The organism is Streptomyces alboflavus, assembly GCF_000716675.1.
Classification (GTDB): domain Bacteria; phylum Actinomycetota; class Actinomycetes; order Streptomycetales; family Streptomycetaceae; genus Streptomyces; species Streptomyces alboflavus.
In genome coordinates, this window is sequence record NZ_JNXT01000030.1 from 46,934 (window position 1) to 69,784 (window position 22,851).

A 22,851-nucleotide genomic window follows, 5' to 3' on the forward strand; every position below is an offset into this window, starting at 1 on the left:
CCGGGGAACAACAGGGACGGGTCCGGCCGGAATCCCGCAAAGGTGCTGCGCGCCAAGACTCTGGCAGTGCGACCCACCGCCTGTCACCACCGCGACACGGAAGGCGATGCTCCGTGGGGCCGATCCGGACAAGCAGGGCCCAGACCATGAAAATGCCCCCGAGCCGCGCCGTGTGCGCAGCCCAGGGGCATGATCGGGAGGGCTACTTCTTCTTGCCCTGGGTTTCGACCGCCCGTCTTTCGGGGCTGATCAGCGGGGTGCAGACCTCAACTGACCTGCGGTCAAGCTTCGTTGATGGTCGTTGTCGGCCGTTGGCGGGTGACCTCGGAGGTTCCACAGGGGTTCCCGTGGGGCCCTGCTCGGAGCTCCGTACGCGGCCGTCCGCAGGGCCGAAGCCCACGCTAGCGGCTCAGCTACCGGGAAGGGCGAGAAGGGGCGGCCTACGGCCGCACGACCTTCGGCAGCGAGCGGAGCTCGCGCACACGAGCAAGAAGAGCACCCGGGGCGACAGGTGCTCTTCTTGCCGTTCGGCGGCGGCGCCGCCGATGGTCGCGCCGCGAAGCGGCTCCTTCTTGTCGTCCTGAGAGGCTCCGCACTACAACAGACGCCCCCTCTTTTTTCCTAAGAGGGAAGACGCTGCGTCATCTGCGTCACGGGCGCCGAAAAACAGCCCCTGACCAGCGGCAACAAGCATGACGCAGACGAACAGCTCTGCGTCATCCTGCGTCATCTGCGTCATCAGTGCGTCATGCGATGACGCAGCCCATGACGCACCCCCACCTCACTGCGTCACGCAAAGCAGCAGGTCAGAAGCCTGAATGACGCTGATGACGCAATGACGCAGAAATCCGAACCTCGGACAGACACAGACCAGGCAAGCGCCGTCCCAGCGAGAGACGGCACTTGTTCCGAGCGACTCTCTGTGATGAAGCGCGGCGGTCGCAGCAGCCGCTAACGCTAGCAGCGCGCCCCGCTAGCGTTAGCGCCCCTGCTAGCGCCCCACAGGCCACCTGATCAGCCCGCTAGCGGCTAGCACCTGACATGCAGAAATCCCGGATTCGGGCCGAATCCGGGATTTCAGGGGCCCCTCCACCCGCTAGCAACCTCCGCACTGCGGCTACAGAATGTTACTGGGGCAGGAAGCCAGGCTTCGTGTTGCCGAGGTCACGAAGGTGCGCGAGGTAGTCCTGAGCGGAGGGCTCGTCGGCGTAGCGGCGCCGCATCTCTGCGGCCAGTTCGCGGCTCGTCATGATGAGCGACGGCACAGACTGACGATCGCCCTGGAGGGCCCGCTCCCCCATGATGAGGGCTTGTTCGAGGTCGCCCTCACGAGCCGCCGTGACGCCGAGCGTGACGCGCGCTTCCGAGTTGCGCATGGGCGAGCGCTCCGTGCCGTCGAAGTCCGTACCCGCACGGAGCACCTCCTCAGCGAGCGTGCGGGCGAGCTTGTCCTCACCCACGAGCCGGTAACAGTCCATGGAGTAGAAGTCGAACTTCGCGGGGTCCACCACGAAGTGGTTGTCAAGGTTCTCGGGGTGGGGCATCCCCTCCATCAGCCGACGTCCCTTGTCGAGGGCCACCTCGACCTGCCGACGGTCCCCAAGCCGCGCCCATGCCTTGGCCTCTTGCCCTGCGAGCTGCACGGCGACGCTGTGGCCGGCGGCCACTTCCGCCCCCGCTTGAGAGGCAGAGATGACGCCGCGATAGTCGCCCGTCGTGAGGGCGAACCAAGCCCGCATCTCATGGGCCCACCCGGCAATCTCGCCGTTCTCCGCTTCAGTGGCGAGCGACAGTGCGGCCTGACGGGTCCCCTCTGCCGCATGGCGGTTCCCAGTGTCGTACTCGACACAGCCCACCAGGAGCGCGAGCCAGCCGGAGAGGGCCAGCACCTCGCGGTGCTGCGAGAGCGTCAGGCTCTTTGAGTGGAGCTCCACCACCCGCCGCAACCACTGCCGCCCCTCGATGAGGAGCTGTTCACTCGGCATGTACGGGTACTCGGAGCAGAGCCGATCCGTGGTGATCCGAAGGGCATCGAGCGTCGCGGAGTCGACGTCGGAGCGGCTGAGGCGGCTCACGATCTCGAATGTCTCCATGCCGCTGGCCGCGAGAACTTCCGTGTTCCCGTCGCGCCGGACGGGCGCCGGGAAGAGCGCGTTCGTCACGGTGCCGAAGACGGCCGCGATGAAAGGGCGGTAGAAGTCGTTCGGCATCTGCCCGGCTTCCCAGCGCTTCCACTGCCGGATCATGCTGTCGTCGGCGGGAAGCTCATCCGTGGCGTGCGCGCGGAGAGCCTTCACCGCATCCCGCTGTGACCAGTCGCGAGCCACGCGTTCTGCCGCGATGCGCCGCGCCCATGCGGGCCTGTCGTCGGTCATAGCGCCCTCCTCCGAGTGCTGACGTGCCGAGTCTCGCGCGCGGCCCCCGGGGACAGGGAAGGGGACAACAAGGTGACACCGGACATGTCCCCGCCCCGTTTCGCTGCCCCCACCCCGTCACTTACGTCACAGGGCCCGCGCTCCGCATGCTGGTTGCAGATCACGCACCGCCAGGCACGGAGCGCTGTTCGAGCGCTTCGAGCCGTTCAGCCAACGCCTGAATCTGGGAGCGGATTTCCTTGATGTCGTCGCGCACGTCGTTGTTGGGGGCAGACCCGTCGCTGACGAAGTTGCCGAGGTTCCCGGCTGACACGATCAGCCCTTCGGCCCGGAGCGCGGCCAGCCCGTTCTGGATGGTCTGGCTCGCGTACCCGAAGCGGTCCATAAGCTCACGCTGCGACGGAAGCTTGTCGCCTGGCTTCATCCGCTTGATGTCGTCGCGGAGCACGTCCGCAACTTCCACGGCCTTCGGCTTGGGCCCTCTCGTGACGGTCATGCACTGAGGGTACCGAGGATCACCACAGCGAACTAGTTCGCATCACAGCACAAGGCTTGTGAACCACAGCAGACTAGTGCAAGCTAGTTAGCAAGCGGGCCCGGGAACGGGCGAGATTCCCGCGAGAAAGCCCTGGTCAAATCCAGGGCTCACGAACAGGGAGCGGTCGCCATCCGCCAAGAAGTCAACCGCTCCCCGACCCACTGAGGGGTAGGTCCATCATGCCTGGAACGCTCACCTCGTACGCCACCGCTACCGCCGAACGGCTCGTGACCGGGGCCTGCATGTTCGGCGAGCGGGACCCCCGTCAGCCGCAGCGGGTGACCGTGCGGCCCACCTTCCACCTGTCGTTCTTCGACCTGCTCGCCCTGCTCGGCAACCCGGACGTGGCGTTCGTCGAGGACGTGGTCGACCTTGACGACGACGCGTACGTCATGGAGGCGCTGAACGGCGCGCTCGCCCTGACCCCGCTGGGCATCCCGTTCGAGGAGGCGAGCGAGCGGGCCGCCGACGCGTGGTACGGCCGGACCGAACTGACCGGCTGCGACCGGGAGTTCATGACCGCGCTCGGTCGCACCATCACCCGTGTGTTCGGCCTCGCGCCGGAGCTGGGCGGTGCCGCGTGACTCCCACCGCTCAGGTACAGGCCCTGCTCGCCACGGCCGCGCCCACCGCGCCGGTGCTCTTCTCCCTGACGGAGCACGACCGCCGCGCCGAGGGCGACGATCTGCCGACCATCCCCGCGGGCGGCATCGAGCTGACCGCCGAGGAAGCCGCCGCCGCCCTCTTCGAGGTGGAAGCCGACCTGCTCGAAGAGCGGGCCCCCAACACCGACGCCCTGTACGCCGCGCTGAAGGCCGCCGTGTCCAAGCTCGGTCCGGCCGAAATCGCGAATCTCGTGGGCGACTTCGCAGAGCTGGACAACCGCGAGTTTCCGGAGGTGGGGCGCTGCCGCCGCTTCGGCTACCGGCTCGCCCTCTCCTTCTGGTACGAGGGTGCCCGCTCGCGGTCGATGACCTGCGGAGAAGCGGCTGTGGCCGTGTACTTCTCCGGCCTGAACCGCTACAAACAAGCCGACTTCTGGGCCCTGCCCAAGCACAGGATGCTGCTCGCGCGGGCCCTGTACGAGGGCCTGCACGCGGTGCCTCTGGAAACCCTGATCCGGCTCGGGGCCGCCATGGACCGCGAGTTCGGCGACACCCTGCACGTCCACGAGCGGGAGTGGCTGTACCGGCAGGCGCTCCCGGACTACCACCGCCGCCGCTTCGCCTACCACCAGGTGCAGTTCGACCGGCGCACCCCGATCCCGCTGATCGTGCGCCCCAACTCCGGCGGCTACACCATCGGCCTGACCCCGCCGCCGGGCCCGGACGGACGCTGGCTCAACCCCGTGATCGCGGAGTGGTGACCATGAGCGTGAAGACGAACCCCGACCGGATCGGCAACCCCTACCTGCGGGCCGCGCTCATCGAGGCCGGACTCACCTACGACGAACTCGCCGACCGGCTGCACATCGCCCCCAAGACCGTGGAGCGGTGGGTGAACGAGCCCGGACGGCGCCCCTACGCCCGCCACGCGCACGCCGTCGCCCAGACCCTCGGCTGCGACGTGTGGGACCTGTGGCCCGCTCTGCGCCCCGCGCTGCCCGACGCCGACGCGTCGGCCGCCCCGCTGGTCGATATGGCCCGCCGCGCCCTGGAGCGTGCCGAACACCTCAACCTGTCCGCCGCTCAGCCCGTCGAACTAGCCTTGATGGTCGGCGAGTTGACTGCCTGTCTGCGCGGCCTGACCGGTCTGCACGAGACCGGGCTCGGGGGTGCGGCATGAGCGGCACGCGACAGCTCAACTCCGCCACGCGGCGGGTCCGCAAGGAGCAGGTGGCCCGCCGCAGTGGATGGCGGTGCGCGTACTGCCGTCGCCCGTTCGGCGCCCTGGATGAGGTCACCCTCGATCACGTGGTGCCCGTCTCGCTGTGGCGGACGTGGTCGGCCGCCCATCTGGTCGCCGCGTGCGCCGACTGCAACCACGCCAAGGCCGACCGGCTCCCGCTCTTGCTCGCCCTGCTCTTGGTGTTCACCTACATCGGACAGCAGCCGACCGCGGGCGTTCCCGCCCCCGCCGGTGAACACGTTCACGGCAGCGTTCACGACCAGCGGTCGGGCGCCCGGATCGGGAGCCAGTCGGCCGACTCGTACGCGCTCGACTGGCGCATGTTGGCCCGGCTCGCGCACGCCCACCACGCTGTCTTCACGTCAACGTGGGCAAGCACAGAGTCGGCCGACTCCATCGATCCTCGATCGATGTCTGACCTGCGTGACAACCCGCTTCACGATCGCCGTCGCGCTCCGCTCGTGCGGCTCACGATCGGGCGGGGCGACTGCCTGAGCGCGCCCCGACCCGCTCGGCTGTGCACGCTGCTGAGTGCAGAGGCAGCGCCCGCATGAACGCCGTGAACAGCCGCGCGTACGAGTCGGTCCTCCGCGTGCACGAGTCGGCCGTGACCGACACCGCCGTGAACACCTCCGCGGCCCTGGTGAACATCGGCCCCGGTGCCGTGAACGCCACCGCCGCTCCCGCCCAACCCCACCCCTCTGGAGGCAAGGCGTCATGAGCACCGCGAGCGCCGCACCGAGTGCCGACCCCCGCGCCTCTCTGCGCGGCGATCTCCCCGACCGCTACCTGACCCCGGAAGACCTCGTGGTCATGTTCAGCCTGCCGAGCGTGGAGACGGTCTACGCCTGGCGCCGCAAGCGCATCGGCCCGCCCGGCTTCCGCGTCGGCAAACACCTCCGCTTCGACCCCACCGCCGTCCGTGCCTGGGTCGACGCTCAGGCCGCCCTCGAAGCCGACGACGCCGCCTGACGCGCCGCTAGACCTATCGGCTGGCCCCGCTAGGTCTAGCGGCAGCACTAGCGGCACAACCCGCACCTGAACAGGCACCTAGCGCCTAGCGGCCCGGCGGGCCAGACGGCCAGATGCCCCCGCGACACGGTGCTAGGCCTAGCAACCGCCCTCGCTAGACCTAGCAACGTCGCTAGCACCCAATCCACCCCCTGATCAGGGATCTAGCGTCTAGCACCTTGACCGGCCGAAACCCCGAAAACCCGCTGAGAGCGGCACCGGACACCCCCGCTGACGGTTGCTAGGCCCCCGCGTCGGAGGAACCCACCGGGCCCCGGCAGTTCCGCCGAACCGCTGCTACCGGTAGCGGCCTCCCCCGCTACCGGTAGCAACCCCGCTAGCACCCCAAATCCCCAGTGATCTGGCCCGTAGCGAGTAGCGGGCCTCCCTCAGCACACCCCAAAACCGGCCGGAGAGCCGCCCCTTGGCCCTCCCGCCCCCTGCTACCACCTGAAGGAGACAGCCCTCATGGCTGGCCACATCTTCGACCGCTGGTTCAAGACCACAACCGACGCCAACGGCAAAGCCGTTCGCGAGAAGACCGACCGCTACGGCATGGGCCTGCGCTACCAGGCCCGCTACGTCGGCCCCGACGGCAAGCGCAAGAACAAGTCCTTCCCTGACGGACAGAAGCGGCTCGCCGAGCAGTGGCTGAGCGCCATCAAGGCCGACGTCGCCCGTGGCGACTTCATCGACCCGAGCGCGTCCCGTACGACGTTCCAAGAGTTCGCGGAGAAGTGGCTCGCGAGCCAGAGCGGCGACCCCAACACCCGGGCGTCGATGGAGTCTCAGCTCAAGCTGCACGCTTTCCCTCGCATCGGGTCGCGTCAGCTCGGGTCGTTCCAGCCGAGCCACGTCCGGGAGTTCGTGACGCAGCTCGAAGAGACGGGCATGTCCGGCTCGTACGCTCGCGTCATCTTCTCCAACGTCCGCGCCGTGCTCTCGGCCGCTGTGGAGGACGGATGCCTACGCCGGAACCCCTGTAACTCGCGCACGGTGACCCCGCCGGCCATGGGCTCGCGCCGCGTCGTTCCCTGGGAGCCTGAGCGCGTCTTCGACGTACGGGCCGCCATGGTCGAGCGCTTCCGGCCCATGGTGGACGTGGGCGCGGGGTGCGGTCTGCGGCAGGGCGAGATTCTCGGGCTGGCCGTCGAAGACCTGGACTTCGAGAACGGCACCCTGCACGTGGTGCAGCAACTCAAGCTGAGCTTGAGCAAGGCCGTGTTCGCCCCGCCGAAGGGCGGCAAGCTCCGTGACGTACCGCTGCCCGATCCCGTGGCCGACGCTCTCAAGGAGCACATGAAGCGGTTCCCGCCGGTGGAGATCGAGCTTCCGTGGATGCGTGCGAACGGCCAGCCCGCGACGCGGCAGCTCATCTTCAGTGGGCCGAATGGCGGGCACGTCTGGCGCACGTCGCTCAACGAAGACCACTGGAAGCCCGCTCTCGCCAAAGCCGGGGTCATCCCCGTGGCCAAGAGCCGCGAGCACGCCGCCGCCCGCGAGCACGGCATGCACGCGCTGAGGCACTTCTACGCGTCCGTGCTCCTGGACGCCGGAGAGAGCATCAAGGCCCTCGCGGAGTACCTCGGGCACTCCGACCCGGGCCTGACGCTGAAGGTGTACGCGCACCTCATGCCGAGCAGCCGGGACCGGGCCCGGAAGGCTCTCGGCAAGGCGCTCCGACCCCAAGATCCCTAGGGCTGAGGTTCCAGGGAGGTTCCAGAGCACGAAAATGCCTCCCACCCGCGCCGTATACGCAGGTGGGAGGCATGATCACAATCTCTACTTCTTCTTGCCCTGGTTCTTGACCGCCTCGATCGCCGCCTTCGCCGCGTCCGGGTCGAGGTAGGTGCCGCCCGGGTTCAGGGGCTTGAAGTCGGCGTCCAGTTCGTAGGAGAGCGGGATGCCGGTGGGGATGTTCAGGCCCGCGATGTCGGCGTCGGAGATGCCGTCGAGGTGCTTGACGAGGGCGCGCAGGCTGTTGCCGTGGGCGGCGACGAGGACCGTGCGGCCGGCGAGGAGGTCGGGGACGATGCCGTCGTACCAGTAGGGGAGCATGCGGACGACGACGTCCTTCAGGCACTCCGTGCGGGGGCGCAGCTCCGGGGGGATGGAGGAGTAGCGCGGGTCCGCGGACTGGGAGAACTCCGTGCCGTCCTCGAGGGCGGGCGGCGGGGTGTCGTAGGAGCGGCGCCACAGCATGAACTGCTCCTCGCCGAACTCGGCGAGGGTCTGCGCCTTGTCCTTGCCCTGCAGGGCGCCGTAGTGGCGCTCGTTCAGGCGCCAGCTGCGGTGGACGGGGATCCAGTGGCGGTCGGCGGCCTCCAGGGAGAGCTGCGCGGTGCGGATCGCGCGCTTCTGGAGGGACGTGTGGACCACGTCGGGGAGCAGGCCGGCGTCCTTCAGCAGCTCACCGCCGCGGACCGCCTCCTTCTCGCCCTTCTCGTTCAGGTTGACGTCCACCCAGCCGGTGAACAGGTTCTTCGCGTTCCATTCGCTCTCGCCATGGCGGAGGAGGATCAGCTTGTACGGTGCGTCGGCCATGCCTCTGAGCGTAATCGAACCGCCGGAGGGGTCGCTCCCGGGAGCGATTGACGACAACCGTCAATCGGGTGGCGGGGGAGTTCCGGTGGGTCGTAAGTTGTGCCTGCGGTTTTCGCCACTTACACGCAGCATCTGTGCCACCCCGGGGGATCCATGCCATTCGTCGCCATGAGACGTGCCGTCAAGGAGTCCGTCTCCGGGCTTCCACCCGCCTTCTGGTGGCTGTGGACCAGCACCCTGGTGAACCGCCTGGGCGGCTTCGTCGCCACCTTCATGGCGCTCTATCTGACCGTGGAGCAGGGGTATTCGGCCACGTACGCGGGCCTCGTCGCGGCCCTGCACGGGCTCGGCGGTGTCATCTCCTCGCTCGGCGCGGGCGTCATGACCGACCGGCTCGGGCGGCGGCCCACGCTGCTGATCGCGCAGGTGTCGACGGCTGCGTCGGTGGCGCTGCTCGGGTTCATGACGCACCCGGTGGCGATCGCGGGCGTCGCCTTCCTGGTCGGCATGGCGAGCAACGCCTCGCGTCCGGCCGTGCAGGCGATGCTGGCGGACATCGTGCGGCCCGAGGACCGGGTGCGGGCCTTCTCGCTCAACTACTGGGCCATCAACCTGGGGTTCGCGATCTCCACGGCGGGCGCGGGCTTCATCGCCTCGTACAGCTACCGCGCGGGCTTCCTGGTCGAGGGCGCGATGACGCTGGTGTGCGCGGTCCTGGTGTTCGTGAAGCTGCCGGAGTCCCGGCCGACGCGCAGCGCGGCGGCCACGGCGGCCGAGGAGCAGGTCGGGCTCGGCACGGTGCTGCGGGACAGCCGCTTCATGGGCGTGGTCGGCCTGTCCTTCCTGGTCGCGCTGGTCTTCCAGCAGGGGGCGCTGGGCCTGCCGGTGGCGATGGGCGAGGCGGGCTTCTCGCCGAGCGACTACGGCCTGGCGATAGCCGTCAACGGCGTCATGATCGTCGTGCTGCAGATCCCGGTGACGCGGTTCATCGAGCACCGCGACCCGCAGCGCCTCCTCGTGCTGTCCTCGCTCGTGGCGGGGTACGGCTTCGGGCTCACCGCGTTCGCCGGTTCGGTCGGGGTGTTCGCGCTGACGGTGATGGTGTGGACGCTCGCCGAGATCATCAACGCGCCCACCCAGACGGGCCTGGTCGTGCAGCTCTCGCCGACGCACGGGCGCGGCCGCTACCAGGGCATGTACACGATGTCGTGGGCCGTGGCGGGGCTCGTGGCGCCGCTGATGTCCGGCTTCCTCATCGACCGCCTGGGGGCGGAGTGGCTGTGGGGCGGCTGCGCGCTCGTGGGTACGGTGGCCGCGCTCGGGTATTGGGGTCTGATGCGGGGGCTTCCGGCGGGCGGGGAGGACGGCGTGGCGGGGTCCGACGTCCCGGCGCCCGCGCCCACGGCCGCGCAGGGTGCGGCGAGTGCGGAGCCGGAGGCCGCGGCACCCTGATCCCGGCGCCGGAAGGTTGTGCCGACCGCCGCTAACGTGAGATCAGCGCAGGGCCCACCCAGGGACCCCAGGGAGAGTGACCCGACCATGGCCGAACCACTGAAGACCTTCGTCGGCGGCGAGGAGGTCGACGTCCCCAACACCATCCCGGACATCCGCGCCGCCCTGCCCGAGGACCGGCGCGCGGAGTTCGACCGGGCCATCAACGCGGCCGGGGTCGACGAGATCCACTCCGTGATGCGGCACTGGATGCTTCAGGCCGTGCCCGACCCCGAGGCCGAGGCCCTGCTCGACCGGCTCGCCGCCGACGAGGCCGAGAGGCGGAGCATCGCGTGAGCCGTCACCGGAGCCGCAGGTACCGCATCACCTACGCGCCGCCCGCCGACGACACCCTCGCCAAGATGACCGACGCGGACGCCTTCCGGACGGCGATGGAGCGCACGCTCGGCCGCGACCCCTACGGGCACGGCTCGACGGCCGTCTCCACGGACGCCGCCGAGCGCGACCGCCGCGAGGCGACGGTCGGCGGCGCGATCGTCCTCTACTACGTGTCGGGTTCGGTCCTCACCGTGACGGTGGTCCGCCTGGTCCCCTTCGGCTGAGCCCGCCCTCGGCCCGCGAGGGCGCGCTGGGCCTCGTACAGGTTCCGGGGCCGTACGGAACCCGGTGAACCGTACGCCTCGATACGGGAATTGAGCTCTCCGGAGAAGTCCGGTACGTCGATCTGGTCGAACTCGCGGACCAGGGAGATGCCGACCGTGGCACTGTACGGAGCGATGCCGTCAATTTTGACCAGTCCGGCGCGCTGGTTGGTGACCGTGACGTTCCAGTGGGCGAACCGCGCTCCGTAGAGGGGCCCCGCGCTGGCGTCGCCGCCGTGCCGCCCGTCGTTCTCGACGGTGATCTCGGTCCGTACGTTGGCGAACGGCATCCCCCGGTGCGTGTCGAACGTCCCCATCTCCATGACGCCACGGGACCACACGTTGTACGACGACAGGCCCTCCACGTTGATGCCGTGCAGCTGGGTCCCCGCGGGCGTGGGCACCGTGCGCCGCTCGACGCGGAACTCCTCGATCAGGTTGTCGTGCGAGCCCTCGCGGCAGAAGTACGGGTGGTGGGAGCCGCGGCCGCCCACGGAGGTGCGGCGCAGCGTGCACGCGGAGGCGGCGACGAGGCCGAACCCGTTGTCCACGTGGCGCACGTGGACGTCGTCGGCCCAACAGTCGTACGCGCACTGGAAGGTGACGCCGTTGTGGCCCTTGTCGAGCAGGTGCGGGGATTGCGGGGTCTGCACCGCCTCCAGGGTGAGCCCCTCGACTCCGGAGCCGGTGAGCGCGGGGACGTGCGTGGTCAGCCGGGGGTCCCACTCGGGGCGGACGTCAAGCGGCAGGGGGCGCTCGAAGGTGACGGTGTGCCCCTTGACCTGGGCGATCCGTACGGGCCACTCGTAGGGGACATACGACGTCAGCTTCGTCTTGTCGTCCCAGGTGTACGCCCGCGCCCCCGGCCCTGCGCCCGCCATGTGCTCCAGGAGCGTGTGGTCCGCGTCGTCGGCGAGGCGCAGCAGGACGAGGCTGCCGCGGCGCAGCCGGGAGGTGTCGGCGACGCGTACGGACCAGGAGCCGCGGGTGGCGGGGGCGACCGTGGTGAGGGTGCGCCACTCGTCGCGCTTGTTGCCGGTCCAGCCCTCGAACGGCCAGTCCTTGGCCCTGATGGCGGCCGTGAGGCCCTCCAGGCGTTCGCGCGGACACAGCCAGATCAGGCCTCCGGCCCAGGACCAGCTGGACTTGTCGCCGCCGTAGCGGCTGCCGTACGGCCCGACGAGCTGGGTCAGGTTCCTGGTGGCGAGCAGCTTCGTACGGCCGCTGCCCGCGCCCCGCAGGACGACGTCGTCGTCCCCGATGCGGATGATGTCGTCGATCCGGTACGTCCCCGGGGCGAGCTGGACCGTGCCCCCGCCGGCCCTTCCGGCGGCGGCGAGGGCACGGTTGATGGCGGGCGCGGCGTCCGACTGGGCGTCGGGCCGTGCGCCGTATCGGTGGGCGTGGAAGACGCGCTCAGGCAGTTGGAGGTGCCGAGCGCCGCGGCGGGCTCCGGCTCGTCCCACGTAGGGGATTTGGGGGTGGGTGTACGGGGCGCGGGTGAACTCTCGCCAGAGGGTGGCGGGTTGGGCCGCACCGCCGGGTCGGGGTGCCGCCGTCGCGACCGGTCCTGCGACGGCGGTCGCCGCGACGGCGATGGCTCCACCGAGGATGCCGCGTCTGCTGAGGTCTCCCATGTCCGGCCCACCTCCCGTGTATGTACGTGAACGGAGTTCACGTCTGCGTTGGGCGGGAGCATGTCACGCTGCTGGCCGCCAGGGAAGACCGCGAACCGCTGGTGTTACGGGCGCCGCCGACCGTGTCGGCTACCTCGGCCGGGTCAGATGGGTGAACGCGTCCAGGTTGCGGGTGGACTCGCCGCGCGCGACGCGCCACTCGTACTCCTTGCGGATCGCGGACGCGAAGCCGAGTTCCAGGAGAGTGTTGAAGGAGCCGTCGGCCGCTTCGAGGACGGAGCCGAGGAGGCGGTCGAGTTCGTCAGGGGTGACGGCGGCGAGCGGCAGTTTGCCGGCTACGTAGACGTCGCCCAGGGAGTCGATGGCGTAACCCACGCCGTACAGGCGGAGGTTGCGCTCCAGGAGCCACCGGTGGACGCCTTCGTGGTTCTCGTCGGGGCGACGGATCACGAAGGCGTTGAGGGACAGAGAGTGCTTGCCCACACGGAGCGAGAGGGTGGTGGAGAGCTTGCGCGTGCCGGGCAGCTTCACCACGTACGAGCCGGGCTCGGGGGATTCCCAGTCGAGCTCGGCCTCGTCCAGCGCCCTCTCGATCACCGCACCGGGCGCCCCGCCAGCAACGTCAGCCATGGTGCGAGCGTACGTGACGGCGGTGATCGTGCACGGCGGCGGTGTAGACGTCGGCGGTGGCGGACGCGGCCGTCCCCCACCCGAAGGACTCCGCGTGCCGCGCGGCCGCCGCGCCCATGCGGTCCACAAGCTGTGGAGAGTCGGCGAAGTCGCGCAGCACGCGCGCGTAGTGGGCGGGTTCGTGGCCGTTCACGAGGAACCCGGTGACGCCCTCGCGCACGGCGACGGGCAGCCCGCCCACCGCGGCGGCGAGCACCGGCGTCCCCGCGGCCTGCGCCTCGATGGCCACGAGCCCGAAGGACTCGCTGTAGGACGGCATCACGAGCACGGAGGCGGCCCGGAACCAGTCCGCGAGCTGCTCCTGGCCGACGGGCGGCTGGAACCGTACGACATCCGCGATCCCGAGCCGCGCGGCCAGCTTCTGCAGGCCCTCCGGCTTGGCGAGACCGCTGCCGCTGGGCCCGCCGACGACGGGCACGACGATCCGCGAGCGCAGCTCTGGCCGCTCCTCCAGGAGCACGCCGACGGCGCGCAGCAGCACGTCGGGGGCCTTCAGGGGCTGGATGCGGCCCGCGAAGAGGGGGATCAGGGCGTCCTGCGGGAGGCCGAGGCGGTGGCGGGCGGCGGCGCGCCCGTCGGCGGGGCGGAAGCGGTCCAGGTTCACGCCGGGGTGGACGACGGCGACCTTGCCGGCGTCGGCTTCGTAGTGGCGTACGAGTTCGTCGGCCTCTTCGGAGGTGTTGGCGATGAGCCGGTCGGCGGCGCGCACGATCTGGGTCTCGCCGATGACGCGGGCGGTGGGCTCCGGGGTGTCGCCCGCGGCGAGCGCGGCGTTCTTGACCTTGGCCATGGTGTGCATGGCGTGCACCAGGGGGGTGCCCCAGCGCTCGGCGGCCAGCCAGCCGACGTGGCCGCTGAGCCAGTAGTGGGAGTGGACCAGGTCGTAGTAGCCGGGCCGGTGGCCCGCCCAGGCCTGCATCACGCCGTGCGTGAAGGCGCACAGCTGCGCGGGCAGCTCCTCCTTGGCGAGGCCTTCGTAGGGGCCCGCGTCGACGTGGCGCACGAGCACGCCGGGCGCCAGTTCGACGGTGGGCGGCAGGGCGCCGGTGGTGGCGCGGGTGAAGATCTCGACCTCGATGTTGATCGCGGCCAGGCGCTTGGCCAGCTCCACGATGTAGACGTTCATGCCGCCCGCGTCGCCGGTGCCCGGCTGGTGCAGCGGTGAGGTGTGCACGCTCAGCATGGCGACCCTGCGGGGCCTGCGGATGGAGCCCGGCAGCCGGATCCTCGCGGACGAGGATGGGGAGAGACGGCCGAGCCTGGTCACGTAGTGGCTCACGTGGCGGTCCTCCTTGGCCTTGACGGCGAGCTGTGCCTTGACGGCGGGCACGACGAGGCGGAGACCGGGTGCGGGCCTCCTGGAGGAGCAACACCGGAAGCTTCACCTCCATTTCCTCTTTGCCAAAGCATTACCTTGGCCCTCGTGGCCGCGCCCCTTGCTTACGCTTGCCCTCATGACCCCGCGCGCCCCCCGTCCCCCCTCGCGACCTGTGGGAACCGTGACGCGCGGGACCACCAACCCCAACCGCCTGCGCCGCATGGACCGCTGGATCGCCGCCACCCACGGCGCCGCCCTGCGCCGCGCGGACGAGCCGGTCGCGGTCGACCTCGGCTACGGCGCCGCGCCCTGGACCGCCGTCGAGCTGCTCCTGCGGCTGCGCACCGTCGCCCCCCGCGCGCGCGTGGTCGGCATCGAGATCGACCCGGAGCGGGTGGCGGCGGCCCGGCCCTACGCGCGCGAGGGCCTCACCTTCCGGCACGGCGGCTTCGAGGTGCCGCTGCCCGCACGGCCGCTGCTGATCCGCGCGGCCAATGTGCTGCGCCAGTACGACGAGGACGCGGTCGCCGCCGTGTGGGAGCGGCTGTGCGCGCGACTCGCCCCGGACGGGCTCCTCGTCGAGGGCACGTGCGACGAGATCGGGCGGCGGCACGTGTGGGTCGCGCTCGGCCCCGAGGGCCCGCGCACGGTCACCTTCGCGGCCCGCCTCGCCTCCCTGGACCGCCCGTCCGACCTCGCCGAGCGGCTGCCGAAGGCGCTGATCCACCGCAATGTGCCGGGCGAGCCGGTGCACGCGTTCCTGCGCGACTTCGACCGGGCGTGGGCCGCGGCCGCGCCGTACGCGGCGTACGGGGCGCGGCAGCGGTGGCTGCGGGCGGTGCGGGACATGACGGCGGACTGGCCGGTGGTGGACCGGAGCTCGCGGTGGCGGCAGGGGGAAGTGACGGTGGCGTGGGGGGCGTTGGCGCCTGGGCGGGGCTGAACGCGGCGGCGGGGGGCGGATCCGGCGCGGCGGCGGCCGGTGGGCGGCGGCCGGTGGGCGGCGGCGGGTCCGGCGCGGGCCCAGCGCCCGGCCCACGTGCCGGAATTGTGCCGCGCATACCCCCTGACCTGCGGGGAACGATCTTCGCGTGCGGTTCGTCACATGTGACGGGTGGGAGTTCGGAGTTGTCGCGCGACCCTGTCGCATTCGGCACCGGCATGGCACCATCCCGGGAACACCGAGAAGTTACTGACGGTAAATCAACTTTGGGGGTGGCGGGCGTGACCGGCAAGAGGCACTCGACGACGACAGCCGTGGCACTGGTCTGCGCGTGCGCGGCCGCGGTGCTCGCCGCGCCGGGCACGGCGTTCGCCAGCCCGGCCGAGCCCACTCCCCCGTCGAACGGCTCCCTGGAGAAGGTCCGCAAGGAGATCGAGCGGCTCTACCGCGAGGCGGGCACGGCCACGGACGCGTACAACGCCGCGGAGGAGAAGGCCGAGAAGCAGTCGCAGGAGATCGTCCGCCTGGCCAGATCCATCGACAAGGGCCAGACGAAGCTGGACAGACTCAAGGCCCGCGCGGGCGCCGCAGCCCGCGCGCAGTACCGCGGCGGCGGTGTCCCGGACGAGGCCAGGCTGCTGCTCAGCGACAACCCGAGCCGTTTCCTCGACGGCGCCGGACGGCTGCGCCAGGGCCAGCACGCGACGAAGGCCATGCTCACGGAAATGAGCCGCACCCAGGCGGACTTGAAGACGTACGCCAAGGACGCCTCCGCGCAGTGGCGGAAGCTGGAGTCCAACCGCAAGGCCAAGGCGGAGGCGAAGAAGAAGGTCAAGAAGAAGATCGCCGCCGCCGAGAAGCTGGAGTCGCGCCTGGAGAAGAAGGAGCGCGAGCGGCTGCGGAAGCTGGAGGAGGAGGCCGCGCTGAGGCAGCAGTCGGCCTGGGTGGACACGGGGATACTCAAGGACGCGAAGGGTGAGGCGACCTCCCCCGGCAAGAAGGCGATCGCGTTCGCCACGGCGCAGATCGGCAAGCCCTATGTATGGGGCGCGGAGGGCCCGAAGTCGTACGACTGCTCGGGGCTCACGTCCCAGGCCTGGGCGGCCGCGGGCAAGGGCATCCCGCGCACCTCGCAGGAGCAGTGGAAGCGGCTTCCCCGCGTGGACGTGACGAACATGCGCCCCGGCGACCTGATCATCTACCACAAGGACGCGAGCCATGTCGGTCTGTACGTGGGCGACGGAGCGATCGTGCACGCGCCCCGCCCCGGGCGCAGCGTGACGCTCGCGGGGGCGGGCTCGATGGAGATACTCGGGGTCGTGCGGCCGGACAAGTAGGAAATCCGGGACAAGTGGTGCGGGTCGGGCGGGCCCGGGTGGGTCCCCGGGCGGGCCCCCCGGGTGGGTCAGGTCCTCCGGCCGGGCCCGCACTGTGACCCAGCGCACGGCCCCGCGCCCCGCTCAACCCTCACGGCGTGACGTTCGTCATCCCAGGCGGACCAGGTTCGTGCCCAAATGCGGTCCAGGATGCGGCATATGCCGTCGGCCGCGTGCCGCACGGCATTCCACACACGCCCCGGGTGACGCTATGGTCCCCGTCTGGTGGGGCGTGCGACCGTCGCCCCGCCATGCCCTCGGGGGGAGGGAAGGATTCACACGATGCCCGTACCCATACCGCGGCAGAGAGCGATCCCGGCCGCGGAAGGCGGTCAGGCTCACGCGGCGCCGACAACCGAAGGCACCGCCCCCACCGCCCACCACCCCACGGGCACCGACCCGGTTCGCGACGCACCCGTACGCGACACATCCGTACGCGACGGCCTCGCGGACGACGACCCCATAGGGAGCGACCCCATGGTCAGCAGCCCCGTGGGCAACGGCACCGGGCTCACCCTGCTGGTGATCGAGGACGACCCGGCAGGCTCCCTGAGCGTGCCCGAGCTCCTGGACGCCGCGGGTAAACCCATCCGCATCCGCACCGCCCGCAACCTCACCGAGGCCGAGCGGCTGCTCACGGACGACGTGCACTGCATCCTCCTTGACCTGGCCCTGCCCGGCCGCGCCCCGGCGGGCGGCTTCGGCGGTACCAATGGCCCCGGTGGCCCCGGTGGTCCCGGCGGCCCCAGTAGCCCGAGCAGCCTCAACAGCCCCGGCGCCCCCGGCAACCACGGCGGCAGCACCCCCGCCCCCGAGTCCCCGCACGGCAAGGACCGCGACACCGCCCCCGACACCGACGCCGCCCCCGACGAGCTGGCCGTCCTCAAGCACGTCCTGCGCCTCGCCCCGCGCCACGCCGTCCTCGCGCTCACCGCGTCCGGGGACGCCGAGATCGGCGCGCAGGCCGTGGGCGTCGGCGCGCAGGACTATCTGCTGCGCGAGGAGCTGGACGGCCGCCTGCTCAGCCGCGCCATCCGGTACGCGGTGGAGCGCAAGCGCGCCGACGCCGCCCAGCGCCAGCTCACCGAGTCCCGGCTGCGCGCGCAGGAGAACGCCCGCCTGGAGCGCGGCCTGCTGCCGACGCCGCTCCTGGAGGGCTCCCCGCTGCGCTTCGCCGCCCACTACCGCCCCGGCCGCTCCCGCGCGCTGCTCGGCGGCGACTTCTACGACACGGTGCGCATGCCCGACGGCTCGGTGCACGTGATGATCGGCGACGTCTGCGGGCACGGCCCCGACGAGGCGGCGCTCGGCGTGGAGCTGCGCATAGCCTGGCGGGCGCTGACGTTCGCGGGCCTGTGCGGCGACGAGTTGCTCTCCACCCTCCAGCGGGTCCTGGAGCACGAGCGGGCCGACGAGGAGATCTTCGCGACGCTGTGCACGGTGGACATCGCGCCGGACGGCCGCCGGGCCGGCCTGTGCCTGGCCGGGCACCCGTCACCGCTGATAGCGCGCCCGGGCCGCCCCGCCGAGCTGCTTCCGTACGACAACGGTGGCCCCGCGCTCGGCCTGCTGCCGCGCGCCCGCTGGCCGCGCCGCCAGGTGGAGCTCGGCGGCAGCTGGAGCCTGATGCTGTACACGGACGGCCTGATCGAGGGCCGGATCGGCGAGGGCAACCAGCGGCTCGGGCAGGACGGCATGGTGGAGATGGTGCGCCGCCAGATGGCCGCGGGCCTGCGTGGCGACGCGCTTCTGGAGGCCGCCGTGAACGAGGTCAGGGACCTCAATGGTGGCGACCTGACGGACGACGTGGCCGTACTGCTCCTGGACCGGGCGCGCTAGCGCGTCGCTGGATGGGCGGTGCCAGTCCTGCGGACGGAGCGCGTCGCTGGATGGGCAGTGCCAGTCCTGCGGGCGGTGGGGGCTGGTCGCGCAGTTCCCCGCGCCCCTTCAGGGCGCGCCACCCCGAACCGCAGCCGCCCGGAACGGCTCACCTACCGCCGTTGTACGGCCCGTACGGACCGTCGCTGCTGGAGCCGCGGCGGCCGCCGCCCCCGCCGGTGATCTGCCGCAGCGCGGGCCGCACGTCGACCATGTACACGATGGTCGCGATGAGGCCGATGATGGGCAGGAACGACAGGATCGGGAAGAGCAGGTTCACCACGAAGGCGATCCCGAGGATGATCAGCCAGAACGGCTTGGTCTTCTTGTCCGCCGCGCGATAGGCGTCCTCGCGTCGGATCGCCGCGTCGAGCAGCGCGAAGCCGCTGAACGCGATCAGGGCAAGCGACAGCAGCCACATGAGGTTCGAGAACCCCTGCATCAGCACAACGTCCACCACCAGTCTCGGCGAGTCCCTACGCGACGTACGCAGTCACCGTACCCGCTACCCGAACAACGGGCCGAGCACTCCGAGAGTGCCCGGCCCGGTGCGGCGCCGATGATCCGACGCCCCGTCAGTCGACGGACGCCCTACTTGGCGGGCGGCGTGGTCTTCTTCGCCGTCGTCTTCTTGGCGGCGGGCTTGTCGGCGGGCTTGTCGGCGGCGGGCTTCTTGGCCGCGGTGGTCTTGCGGGCGGAGCCCGGGGCTCCGCTCTCGCCCTCGGACTGCTCAGCCTGCTCGGCCTGCTCGGCCTGCGCCGACTGCTCGGGGTCGGGCTCGACGGTGTCGGCCAGCTCCACCAGCTCGTCCGCGGCCTCGCCGCGCCAGGCGCGCACGGTCTGCTCGCCGTGCTCGGCGACCTGGTCGTACTTCTCGCGCGCCTGGACGACGTACTCGAAGGCGACGCCGACGCCGCGCAGCGCCAGGTCCTGGGCGCCCTCGCCGATCTTCTTCAGGTCGGTGTCGAGGTTGCTGAAGAGCCCGCCGACCCGGGACTGGATGACGTCACGCGCCTCCTTGGCGCGGGCGGCGGCCTTGTCCTGGACGTCCTTGGGGTCGGTCCTGCGGACGGCGTCGATCCGCGCCGGGGCCTCGGCGGCGAGCTGCTCGATGATGCCGGGCACCTTCTTGGCCTGCTGATAGGCCAGTTCGGCGCTGCCGGCGACGAAGTAGAGGGGCTTGGGGTCGGTGATGGTCTTGCGCACGTCGTCGGTGATGGGCATGGCGAATGGTCCTCCCGGATTCGCTTCGGCTTGCGGGCCGCCCGTCCTAGGACTGCTCGCCCTGGAACGGCTCGCCCGCGGATTGCTTGCGTGTGGGTGGCGCGCCGTCGTCACTGCCGTCGGCCCGGACGCCCGCGCCCCCCGACGCGTCCTGGTCGGTGCCGTCCGCGTCCGCCGAGGTCGCGAAGCCGTTCTCCTTGCGGAACGACTCGTAGATCTGCAGCAGCACCTGCTTCTGCCGCTCGTTGATGGACGGGTCGGCGAGGATGACGGCGCGCGTCTCCAGCTCGTCCCGCTCCTTCTCGTCGAGGATCCCGGCCCGGACGTACAACGTCTCGGCGGAGATCCTGAGCGCCTTCGCGACCTGCTGCAGAACCTCGGCGCTCGGCTTGCGCAGCCCGCGCTCGATCTGGCTCAGATACGGATTCGACACCCCGGCGGCATCGGCGAGCTGCCTGAGCGACAGCTGCGCGGTGCGCCGCTGTTCGCGCAGGTACTCCCCGAGACTGCCGACGTTGAGCGATGCCATGCTCCGATACTGCACCCCTGGCGCTAACTATTGCAAGCAACACGCTTGCAATAGTGCGCCATGTCACTGCGGCCGGGTGAGCCTGAGCACGACAGGTGTCGTGCTCCCACGACAACTGTCGTCATCCGCCGTCATCCGCGTCCGGCCTCCCGGCGCAGATCCTCTTGGGGCGGCCTCTACGAGTCGCCGGGAAGCGGCGTTGTCGGTGGGCTCTGCCAGGGTGTGCGTCGTGGATGAATGGGTGGAGCGTGTCGACGGTCAAGACCGCGTGCTGGGGGTGGTCGGCCGTCGGGAGGCCGTCCGGGAGGGCTGGCTGCATCGGGTCGCCGTGACGGTGTGTCGTGATGATCGTGGCCGGATCCTCGTCCACCGGCGGTCGGAGCAGGTGTCGCGCTTCCCCGGGCTCTATGAGGTCGAGGTCGGTGGCGCCGTGAATGCCGGCGAGTCCTACGAACAGGCCGCCGCGCGGGAGCTGGCCGAAGAGCTGGGCATTCGTGCGCTGCCGCGACTGCTGTTCACGTTCATCAACCGCAGCGGCTTGAGCCCTCACTGGCTCGGCGTGCACGAAGCCGTGGTGCCGGACGCCGTGGTCCCCGATCCCGACGAGGTGGCCTGGCACGGCTGGCTGACCGAGCCGGAGCTTGGCTCGGCTCTCCTGGAGTGGCGCTTCACCCCCGACAGCCACGAAGCCTTCAGCCGGTATCTCGCGTTCCGGGGCGTGCAACCCTGATCTCTCTCCTCTCAGACTGGGACGCCTGCTTGCGGCCAACGCACCTTGCGAGACGGAAAGCGTGGGATGTGCCCGGTGCCGGAGGTGTCGTGGTGCGCTTCGCCCTGCTGCGGGCACGCAGGCCTCGGTGTATCCGTTCTGCTTCTGATGACCAAGGTGGGGGAGAGTGTGATGACAGTTCAGGTACTGGCGGTGACGGGGCGGGTTGCGTCGCTGTGGTGGGACGGAGAGGAGCTCGTCGACCTCGTCGGGGGCGGGCGGCGGTGGGGGCCGGACGGGAAGGTGCGGGAGAGCTCGCTGCGGTGGGCGTATCCGTTCGACCAGATGGTGGTGTCGCCATCGGGCCAGTTCGCCGTGCTGTACGAGGAACGGGGGACCAAGGGTGCTGTGGTGGACATCGAAGGGCTGAAGGTCCTTCGGGAGATCAACCGCAGCCACGACCACGCGGAGGACTACGACTACCCGGTGGCGATCGGTCGGCTGCCGGACGGACGGGAGATCCTGGCGCACTGTCCCGAAGGCTACAACCGGTTGCAGGTCGATGACCTGTGGACCGGCGAGCGGCTGACCGAGGGCGCGCGCGGCTCACTCGACGTCTTCCACTCGCGGCTCGCGGTGAGCCCCGACGGTCGGCACCTGCTGACGGCCGGCTGGGTGTGGGCTCCGATCGGAGTGGCGCACGTGCACGATCTGGCGGCGGCGTTCGCCGATCCGGCCACGCTGGACGAGGACACCTTGTTCGAGCCGCACGCCGGCGTCGATGCCGAGGTGGGCGCGGCCTGCTGGCTGGACGAGGACCGGCTGGCGGTGTCCACCACCGACGAGTCGATGGGGCGGGAGGGGGAGCCGGCGCTCGGCACGATGCGGCTCGGCGTCTGGTCCCTCGGGCAGCGCCGCTGGCTGCACCGCAGCCCGCTCGACCACCGTACCGGGACGCTGCTGGCCCGCGGCAGCTCCCAGGTGGTCTCGTTGAACGGACACCCCCGCCTGCTGGACGCCGCGACGGGCCGGGTGATCGCGGCTTGGCCCGATGTGGCGGTCCCCGAGAAGGCCTTCTGCTACGGCATCGAGCACCTTCCGACGCCGGTTGCCGCCGTCAGCCCCGACGCCACCCGGCTCGCCGTCGCGCAGGATGGCGGCCTCGCGATCATCGAGCTGCCGGAGCATCAGCAGGCCTGAAGTCGGAATGCCCTGTGCGGCCTCGCCGGCCTCGCCGACCAGGCCGGCGTCGTGAGCATCGACACCGTCGACTGACCTGCCGCAGGTCTGTCCGACCTCGGCTCGGTTCCGCTCAACTCGCCAAACGAAACGCTCAGTCACAGTCACTGCGGCCGGGCCACCGGAAAACCGCTGGAGAAGCGCGGCCACGCGCGTCTAGCGTGCTGCCCGACCGAGTCGTCTGAGTGAGGACGTGCCGTTGTACACCGTGTGAGACCTCCCGAGAGCTGATCTGTCGCGCGTCGCGCCGCTGCGCCGCGCTCCTTTTTGCTGCGGATTTCTCACTGAGATCGGTGACTTCTGTGCTCAATCGCTGGGTGGTCATGCCCACCTGCCTGCCATCCGTCCTCCGCCGTTGTCACGCGTGCGCGTCCGGGCGCTTCCGGGCCGACGGCAAGTTCCGTGTCAACGCGCACCACAAGCTCCTCGACGCCTGGCTCCTCGTGCTCTGCGCCGGCTGCGGGGCGACCGCGAAGCTCACAGTCATGGAGCGGGTGCGGGTGCGCTCCGTACGGCCCGAGCTGCTCGACCGGATGCACGCCAACGACCCCGGCCTCGCGGCCGACCTGCTCCAGGACCCGGTGCTGCTGCGCCGCAACCACGTCGCCCTCGACTGGAGCGGGGCCTGGCGCCTCGACACCGGTGGGTCGGATCACCTGGACCGCGAGGTCGTCGACGTCGCGGTGCGGTTCGCGGCGCGGATACCCGTCAGGCCGGTGCGGCTGATCGCCGACGGGTGCGGTCTTTCGCGGGCCGAGGTCGAGAGGCTGGCCGAGGACGGGAAGGTCGTGTCGGCCGTCCGTCTCGGCGGCAAGGTCTCCGACGGCTTCACGTTCACGCTCAAGCGCTGAGCCGTCCTGAGTGCCGGGGCCTGTCCGGCGCGACCCGCCGGACAGGCC

General features: G+C 70.7%; 25 protein-coding genes. 16 read left to right on the top strand and 9 right to left on the bottom strand.

Annotated features, from left to right (window positions below; translation table 11 throughout):
- Positions 1–1,127: 1,127 nt before the first annotated feature.
- Together OO63_RS22740 and OO63_RS22745 are read right to left on the bottom strand one after the other, a co-directional pair.
- Positions 1,128–2,375, bottom strand: a complete 1,248-nt coding sequence (locus tag OO63_RS22740) for an NsdA family TPR-like regulatory protein (protein ID WP_030362175.1) — start codon at positions 2,373–2,375, stop codon at positions 1,128–1,130.
- Between the two features lie 160 nt (positions 2,376–2,535).
- Positions 2,536–2,871: a winged helix-turn-helix domain-containing protein gene (locus OO63_RS22745; RefSeq protein ID WP_234311378.1), complete on the bottom strand. Its 336-nt coding sequence runs from the start codon at positions 2,869–2,871 to the stop codon at positions 2,536–2,538.
- A 221-nt stretch (positions 2,872–3,092) separates the two neighbouring features.
- Here OO63_RS22745 and OO63_RS22750 point away from each other — a divergent pair, with 221 nt between their 5' ends.
- The 7 genes from OO63_RS22750 to OO63_RS22775 all read left to right on the top strand — a co-directional run bounded on the left by OO63_RS22750 (position 3,093) and on the right by OO63_RS22775 (position 7,470).
- Positions 3,093–3,497: a hypothetical protein gene (locus OO63_RS22750; protein ID WP_030362177.1), complete on the top strand. Its 405-nt coding sequence runs from the start codon at positions 3,093–3,095 to the stop codon at positions 3,495–3,497.
- A complete protein-coding gene (locus OO63_RS22755; RefSeq protein WP_234311379.1) occupies positions 3,494–4,279 on the top strand; it encodes a hypothetical protein in 786 nt (261 codons plus the stop codon). The genes OO63_RS22750 and OO63_RS22755 overlap by 4 nt, the downstream gene beginning before the upstream one ends.
- 2 nt (positions 4,280–4,281) lie before the next feature.
- Positions 4,282–4,698, top strand: coding sequence for a helix-turn-helix domain-containing protein (locus OO63_RS22760; RefSeq protein WP_030362179.1), 417 nt, complete (start codon positions 4,282–4,284; stop codon positions 4,696–4,698).
- Positions 4,695–5,315 (top strand): HNH endonuclease, encoded by a 621-nt coding sequence (locus tag OO63_RS42930; protein ID WP_030362180.1) that lies wholly within the window; start codon positions 4,695–4,697, stop codon positions 5,313–5,315. The genes OO63_RS22760 and OO63_RS42930 overlap by 4 nt, the downstream gene beginning before the upstream one ends.
- Positions 5,312–5,482: a hypothetical protein gene (locus OO63_RS45520; protein WP_157854034.1), complete on the top strand. Its 171-nt coding sequence runs from the start codon at positions 5,312–5,314 to the stop codon at positions 5,480–5,482. Before OO63_RS42930 ends, OO63_RS45520 begins: the two co-directional genes overlap by 4 nt.
- Positions 5,479–5,733 carry a helix-turn-helix domain-containing protein gene (locus OO63_RS22770; RefSeq protein ID WP_030362181.1) on the top strand — a complete coding sequence of 85 codons (255 nt, stop codon included), beginning with the start codon at positions 5,479–5,481 and terminating at the stop codon, positions 5,731–5,733. Before OO63_RS45520 ends, OO63_RS22770 begins: the two co-directional genes overlap by 4 nt.
- Before the next feature lie 507 nt (positions 5,734–6,240).
- The gene (locus tag OO63_RS22775; protein ID WP_030362182.1) at positions 6,241–7,470 is read left to right on the top strand and encodes a tyrosine-type recombinase/integrase; all 1,230 of its coding nucleotides are present in this window, start codon (positions 6,241–6,243) and stop codon (positions 7,468–7,470) included.
- An 84-nt stretch (positions 7,471–7,554) separates the two neighbouring features.
- Here OO63_RS22775 and OO63_RS22780 read toward each other — a convergent pair whose 3' ends face one another.
- Positions 7,555–8,316 (bottom strand): phosphoglyceromutase, encoded by a 762-nt coding sequence (locus OO63_RS22780; protein WP_030362183.1) that lies wholly within the window; start codon positions 8,314–8,316, stop codon positions 7,555–7,557.
- A gap of 153 nt (positions 8,317–8,469) precedes the next feature.
- Between OO63_RS22780 and OO63_RS22785 the strand changes: the two genes are divergently transcribed.
- The 3 genes from OO63_RS22785 to OO63_RS22795 all read left to right on the top strand — a co-directional run bounded on the left by OO63_RS22785 (position 8,470) and on the right by OO63_RS22795 (position 10,370).
- The gene (locus OO63_RS22785) at positions 8,470–9,768 is read left to right on the top strand and encodes an MDR family MFS transporter (RefSeq protein WP_030362184.1); all 1,299 of its coding nucleotides are present in this window, start codon (positions 8,470–8,472) and stop codon (positions 9,766–9,768) included.
- An 87-nt stretch (positions 9,769–9,855) separates the two neighbouring features.
- Positions 9,856–10,104, top strand: coding sequence for a hypothetical protein (locus tag OO63_RS22790; protein WP_030362185.1), 249 nt, complete (start codon positions 9,856–9,858; stop codon positions 10,102–10,104).
- 65 nt (positions 10,105–10,169) lie between these two features.
- The gene (locus OO63_RS22795; protein ID WP_051811102.1) at positions 10,170–10,370 is read left to right on the top strand and encodes a hypothetical protein; all 201 of its coding nucleotides are present in this window, start codon (positions 10,170–10,172) and stop codon (positions 10,368–10,370) included.
- On the opposite strand, the gene OO63_RS22800 is transcribed toward OO63_RS22795, so the two are convergent.
- The 3 genes from OO63_RS22800 to mshA form a co-directional block, all read right to left on the bottom strand.
- On the bottom strand, positions 10,313–12,046 hold the full coding sequence (locus tag OO63_RS22800) for a glycosyl hydrolase family 28-related protein (protein WP_051811095.1): 1,734 nt from the start codon (positions 12,044–12,046) through the stop codon (positions 10,313–10,315). The genes OO63_RS22795 and OO63_RS22800 overlap by 58 nt on opposite strands.
- 129 nt (positions 12,047–12,175) lie before the next feature.
- The gene (locus tag OO63_RS22805) at positions 12,176–12,676 is read right to left on the bottom strand and encodes a type III secretion system chaperone family protein (protein WP_030362188.1); all 501 of its coding nucleotides are present in this window, start codon (positions 12,674–12,676) and stop codon (positions 12,176–12,178) included.
- A complete protein-coding gene (mshA, locus tag OO63_RS22810) occupies positions 12,669–14,015 on the bottom strand; it encodes a D-inositol-3-phosphate glycosyltransferase (protein WP_030362189.1) in 1,347 nt (448 codons plus the stop codon). Before mshA ends, OO63_RS22805 begins: the two co-directional genes overlap by 8 nt.
- A 175-nt stretch (positions 14,016–14,190) precedes the next feature.
- On the opposite strand from mshA, the gene OO63_RS22815 reads away from it, so the two are divergent.
- The 3 genes from OO63_RS22815 to OO63_RS22825 all read left to right on the top strand — a co-directional run bounded on the left by OO63_RS22815 (position 14,191) and on the right by OO63_RS22825 (position 18,212).
- Positions 14,191–14,997, top strand: a complete 807-nt coding sequence (locus OO63_RS22815; protein WP_078619299.1) for a class I SAM-dependent methyltransferase — start codon at positions 14,191–14,193, stop codon at positions 14,995–14,997.
- A gap of 272 nt (positions 14,998–15,269) precedes the next feature.
- Complete coding sequence (locus OO63_RS22820) at positions 15,270–16,334, top strand: C40 family peptidase (protein WP_030362191.1); 1,065 nt, start codon at positions 15,270–15,272, stop codon at positions 16,332–16,334.
- 516 nt (positions 16,335–16,850) lie between these two features.
- Positions 16,851–18,212 carry a PP2C family protein-serine/threonine phosphatase gene (locus OO63_RS22825; RefSeq protein ID WP_397622165.1) on the top strand — a complete coding sequence of 454 codons (1,362 nt, stop codon included), beginning with the start codon at positions 16,851–16,853 and terminating at the stop codon, positions 18,210–18,212.
- Between the two features lie 148 nt (positions 18,213–18,360).
- Here the strand turns inward: OO63_RS22825 and OO63_RS22830 are convergent, their stop codons facing one another.
- The 3 genes from OO63_RS22830 to OO63_RS22840 all read right to left on the bottom strand — a co-directional run bounded on the left by OO63_RS22830 (position 18,361) and on the right by OO63_RS22840 (position 20,004).
- Entirely contained in the window at positions 18,361–18,693 is a 333-nt protein-coding gene (locus tag OO63_RS22830) for a DUF2516 family protein (protein WP_030362193.1), read from the bottom strand.
- A gap of 149 nt (positions 18,694–18,842) precedes the next feature.
- Positions 18,843–19,475 (bottom strand): hypothetical protein, encoded by a 633-nt coding sequence (locus tag OO63_RS22835; protein ID WP_030362194.1) that lies wholly within the window; start codon positions 19,473–19,475, stop codon positions 18,843–18,845.
- Positions 19,476–19,521: 46 nt separating this feature from the next.
- The gene (locus tag OO63_RS22840) at positions 19,522–20,004 is read right to left on the bottom strand and encodes a helix-turn-helix domain-containing protein (RefSeq protein ID WP_030362195.1); all 483 of its coding nucleotides are present in this window, start codon (positions 20,002–20,004) and stop codon (positions 19,522–19,524) included.
- 220 nt (positions 20,005–20,224) lie between these two features.
- Here OO63_RS22840 and OO63_RS22845 point away from each other — a divergent pair, with 220 nt between their 5' ends.
- From OO63_RS22845 to OO63_RS22855, 3 genes are all read left to right on the top strand, one after another.
- Positions 20,225–20,734: an NUDIX hydrolase gene (locus OO63_RS22845; protein WP_030362196.1), complete on the top strand. Its 510-nt coding sequence runs from the start codon at positions 20,225–20,227 to the stop codon at positions 20,732–20,734.
- Positions 20,735–20,905: 171 nt separating this feature from the next.
- Positions 20,906–21,913 (top strand): hypothetical protein, encoded by a 1,008-nt coding sequence (locus OO63_RS22850; RefSeq protein ID WP_248782214.1) that lies wholly within the window; start codon positions 20,906–20,908, stop codon positions 21,911–21,913.
- Between the two features lie 341 nt (positions 21,914–22,254).
- On the top strand, positions 22,255–22,803 hold the full coding sequence (locus tag OO63_RS22855) for a DUF1062 domain-containing protein (protein ID WP_030362198.1): 549 nt from the start codon (positions 22,255–22,257) through the stop codon (positions 22,801–22,803).
- The last annotated feature ends 48 nt before the right edge of the window (positions 22,804–22,851 follow it).

Coding starts and splice junctions, on each gene's coding strand:
- OO63_RS22740 (WP_030362175.1), bottom strand. CDS start 2,375: ATGACCGACGACAGGCCCGCATGGGCGCGGCGCATCGCGGCAGAACGC.
- OO63_RS22745 (WP_234311378.1), bottom strand. CDS start 2,871: ATGACCGTCACGAGAGGGCCCAAGCCGAAGGCCGTGGAAGTTGCGGAC.
- OO63_RS22750 (WP_030362177.1), top strand. CDS start 3,093: ATGCCTGGAACGCTCACCTCGTACGCCACCGCTACCGCCGAACGGCTC.
- OO63_RS22760 (WP_030362179.1), top strand. CDS start 4,282: ATGAGCGTGAAGACGAACCCCGACCGGATCGGCAACCCCTACCTGCGG.
- OO63_RS42930 (WP_030362180.1), top strand. CDS start 4,695: ATGAGCGGCACGCGACAGCTCAACTCCGCCACGCGGCGGGTCCGCAAG.
- OO63_RS45520 (WP_157854034.1), top strand. CDS start 5,312: ATGAACGCCGTGAACAGCCGCGCGTACGAGTCGGTCCTCCGCGTGCAC.
- OO63_RS22770 (WP_030362181.1), top strand. CDS start 5,479: ATGAGCACCGCGAGCGCCGCACCGAGTGCCGACCCCCGCGCCTCTCTG.
- OO63_RS22775 (WP_030362182.1), top strand. CDS start 6,241: ATGGCTGGCCACATCTTCGACCGCTGGTTCAAGACCACAACCGACGCC.
- OO63_RS22780 (WP_030362183.1), bottom strand. CDS start 8,316: ATGGCCGACGCACCGTACAAGCTGATCCTCCTCCGCCATGGCGAGAGC.
- OO63_RS22785 (WP_030362184.1), top strand. CDS start 8,470: ATGCCATTCGTCGCCATGAGACGTGCCGTCAAGGAGTCCGTCTCCGGG.
- OO63_RS22790 (WP_030362185.1), top strand. CDS start 9,856: ATGGCCGAACCACTGAAGACCTTCGTCGGCGGCGAGGAGGTCGACGTC.
- OO63_RS22795 (WP_051811102.1), top strand. CDS start 10,170: ATGACCGACGCGGACGCCTTCCGGACGGCGATGGAGCGCACGCTCGGC.
- OO63_RS22800 (WP_051811095.1), bottom strand. CDS start 12,046: ATGGGAGACCTCAGCAGACGCGGCATCCTCGGTGGAGCCATCGCCGTC.
- OO63_RS22805 (WP_030362188.1), bottom strand. CDS start 12,676: ATGGCTGACGTTGCTGGCGGGGCGCCCGGTGCGGTGATCGAGAGGGCG.
- OO63_RS22815 (WP_078619299.1), top strand. CDS start 14,191: ATGACCCCGCGCGCCCCCCGTCCCCCCTCGCGACCTGTGGGAACCGTG.
- OO63_RS22825 (WP_397622165.1), top strand. CDS start 16,851: ATGGTCAGCAGCCCCGTGGGCAACGGCACCGGGCTCACCCTGCTGGTG.
- OO63_RS22830 (WP_030362193.1), bottom strand. CDS start 18,693: ATGCAGGGGTTCTCGAACCTCATGTGGCTGCTGTCGCTTGCCCTGATC.
- OO63_RS22835 (WP_030362194.1), bottom strand. CDS start 19,475: ATGCCCATCACCGACGACGTGCGCAAGACCATCACCGACCCCAAGCCC.
- OO63_RS22840 (WP_030362195.1), bottom strand. CDS start 20,004: ATGGCATCGCTCAACGTCGGCAGTCTCGGGGAGTACCTGCGCGAACAG.
- OO63_RS22850 (WP_248782214.1), top strand. CDS start 20,906: ATGACAGTTCAGGTACTGGCGGTGACGGGGCGGGTTGCGTCGCTGTGG.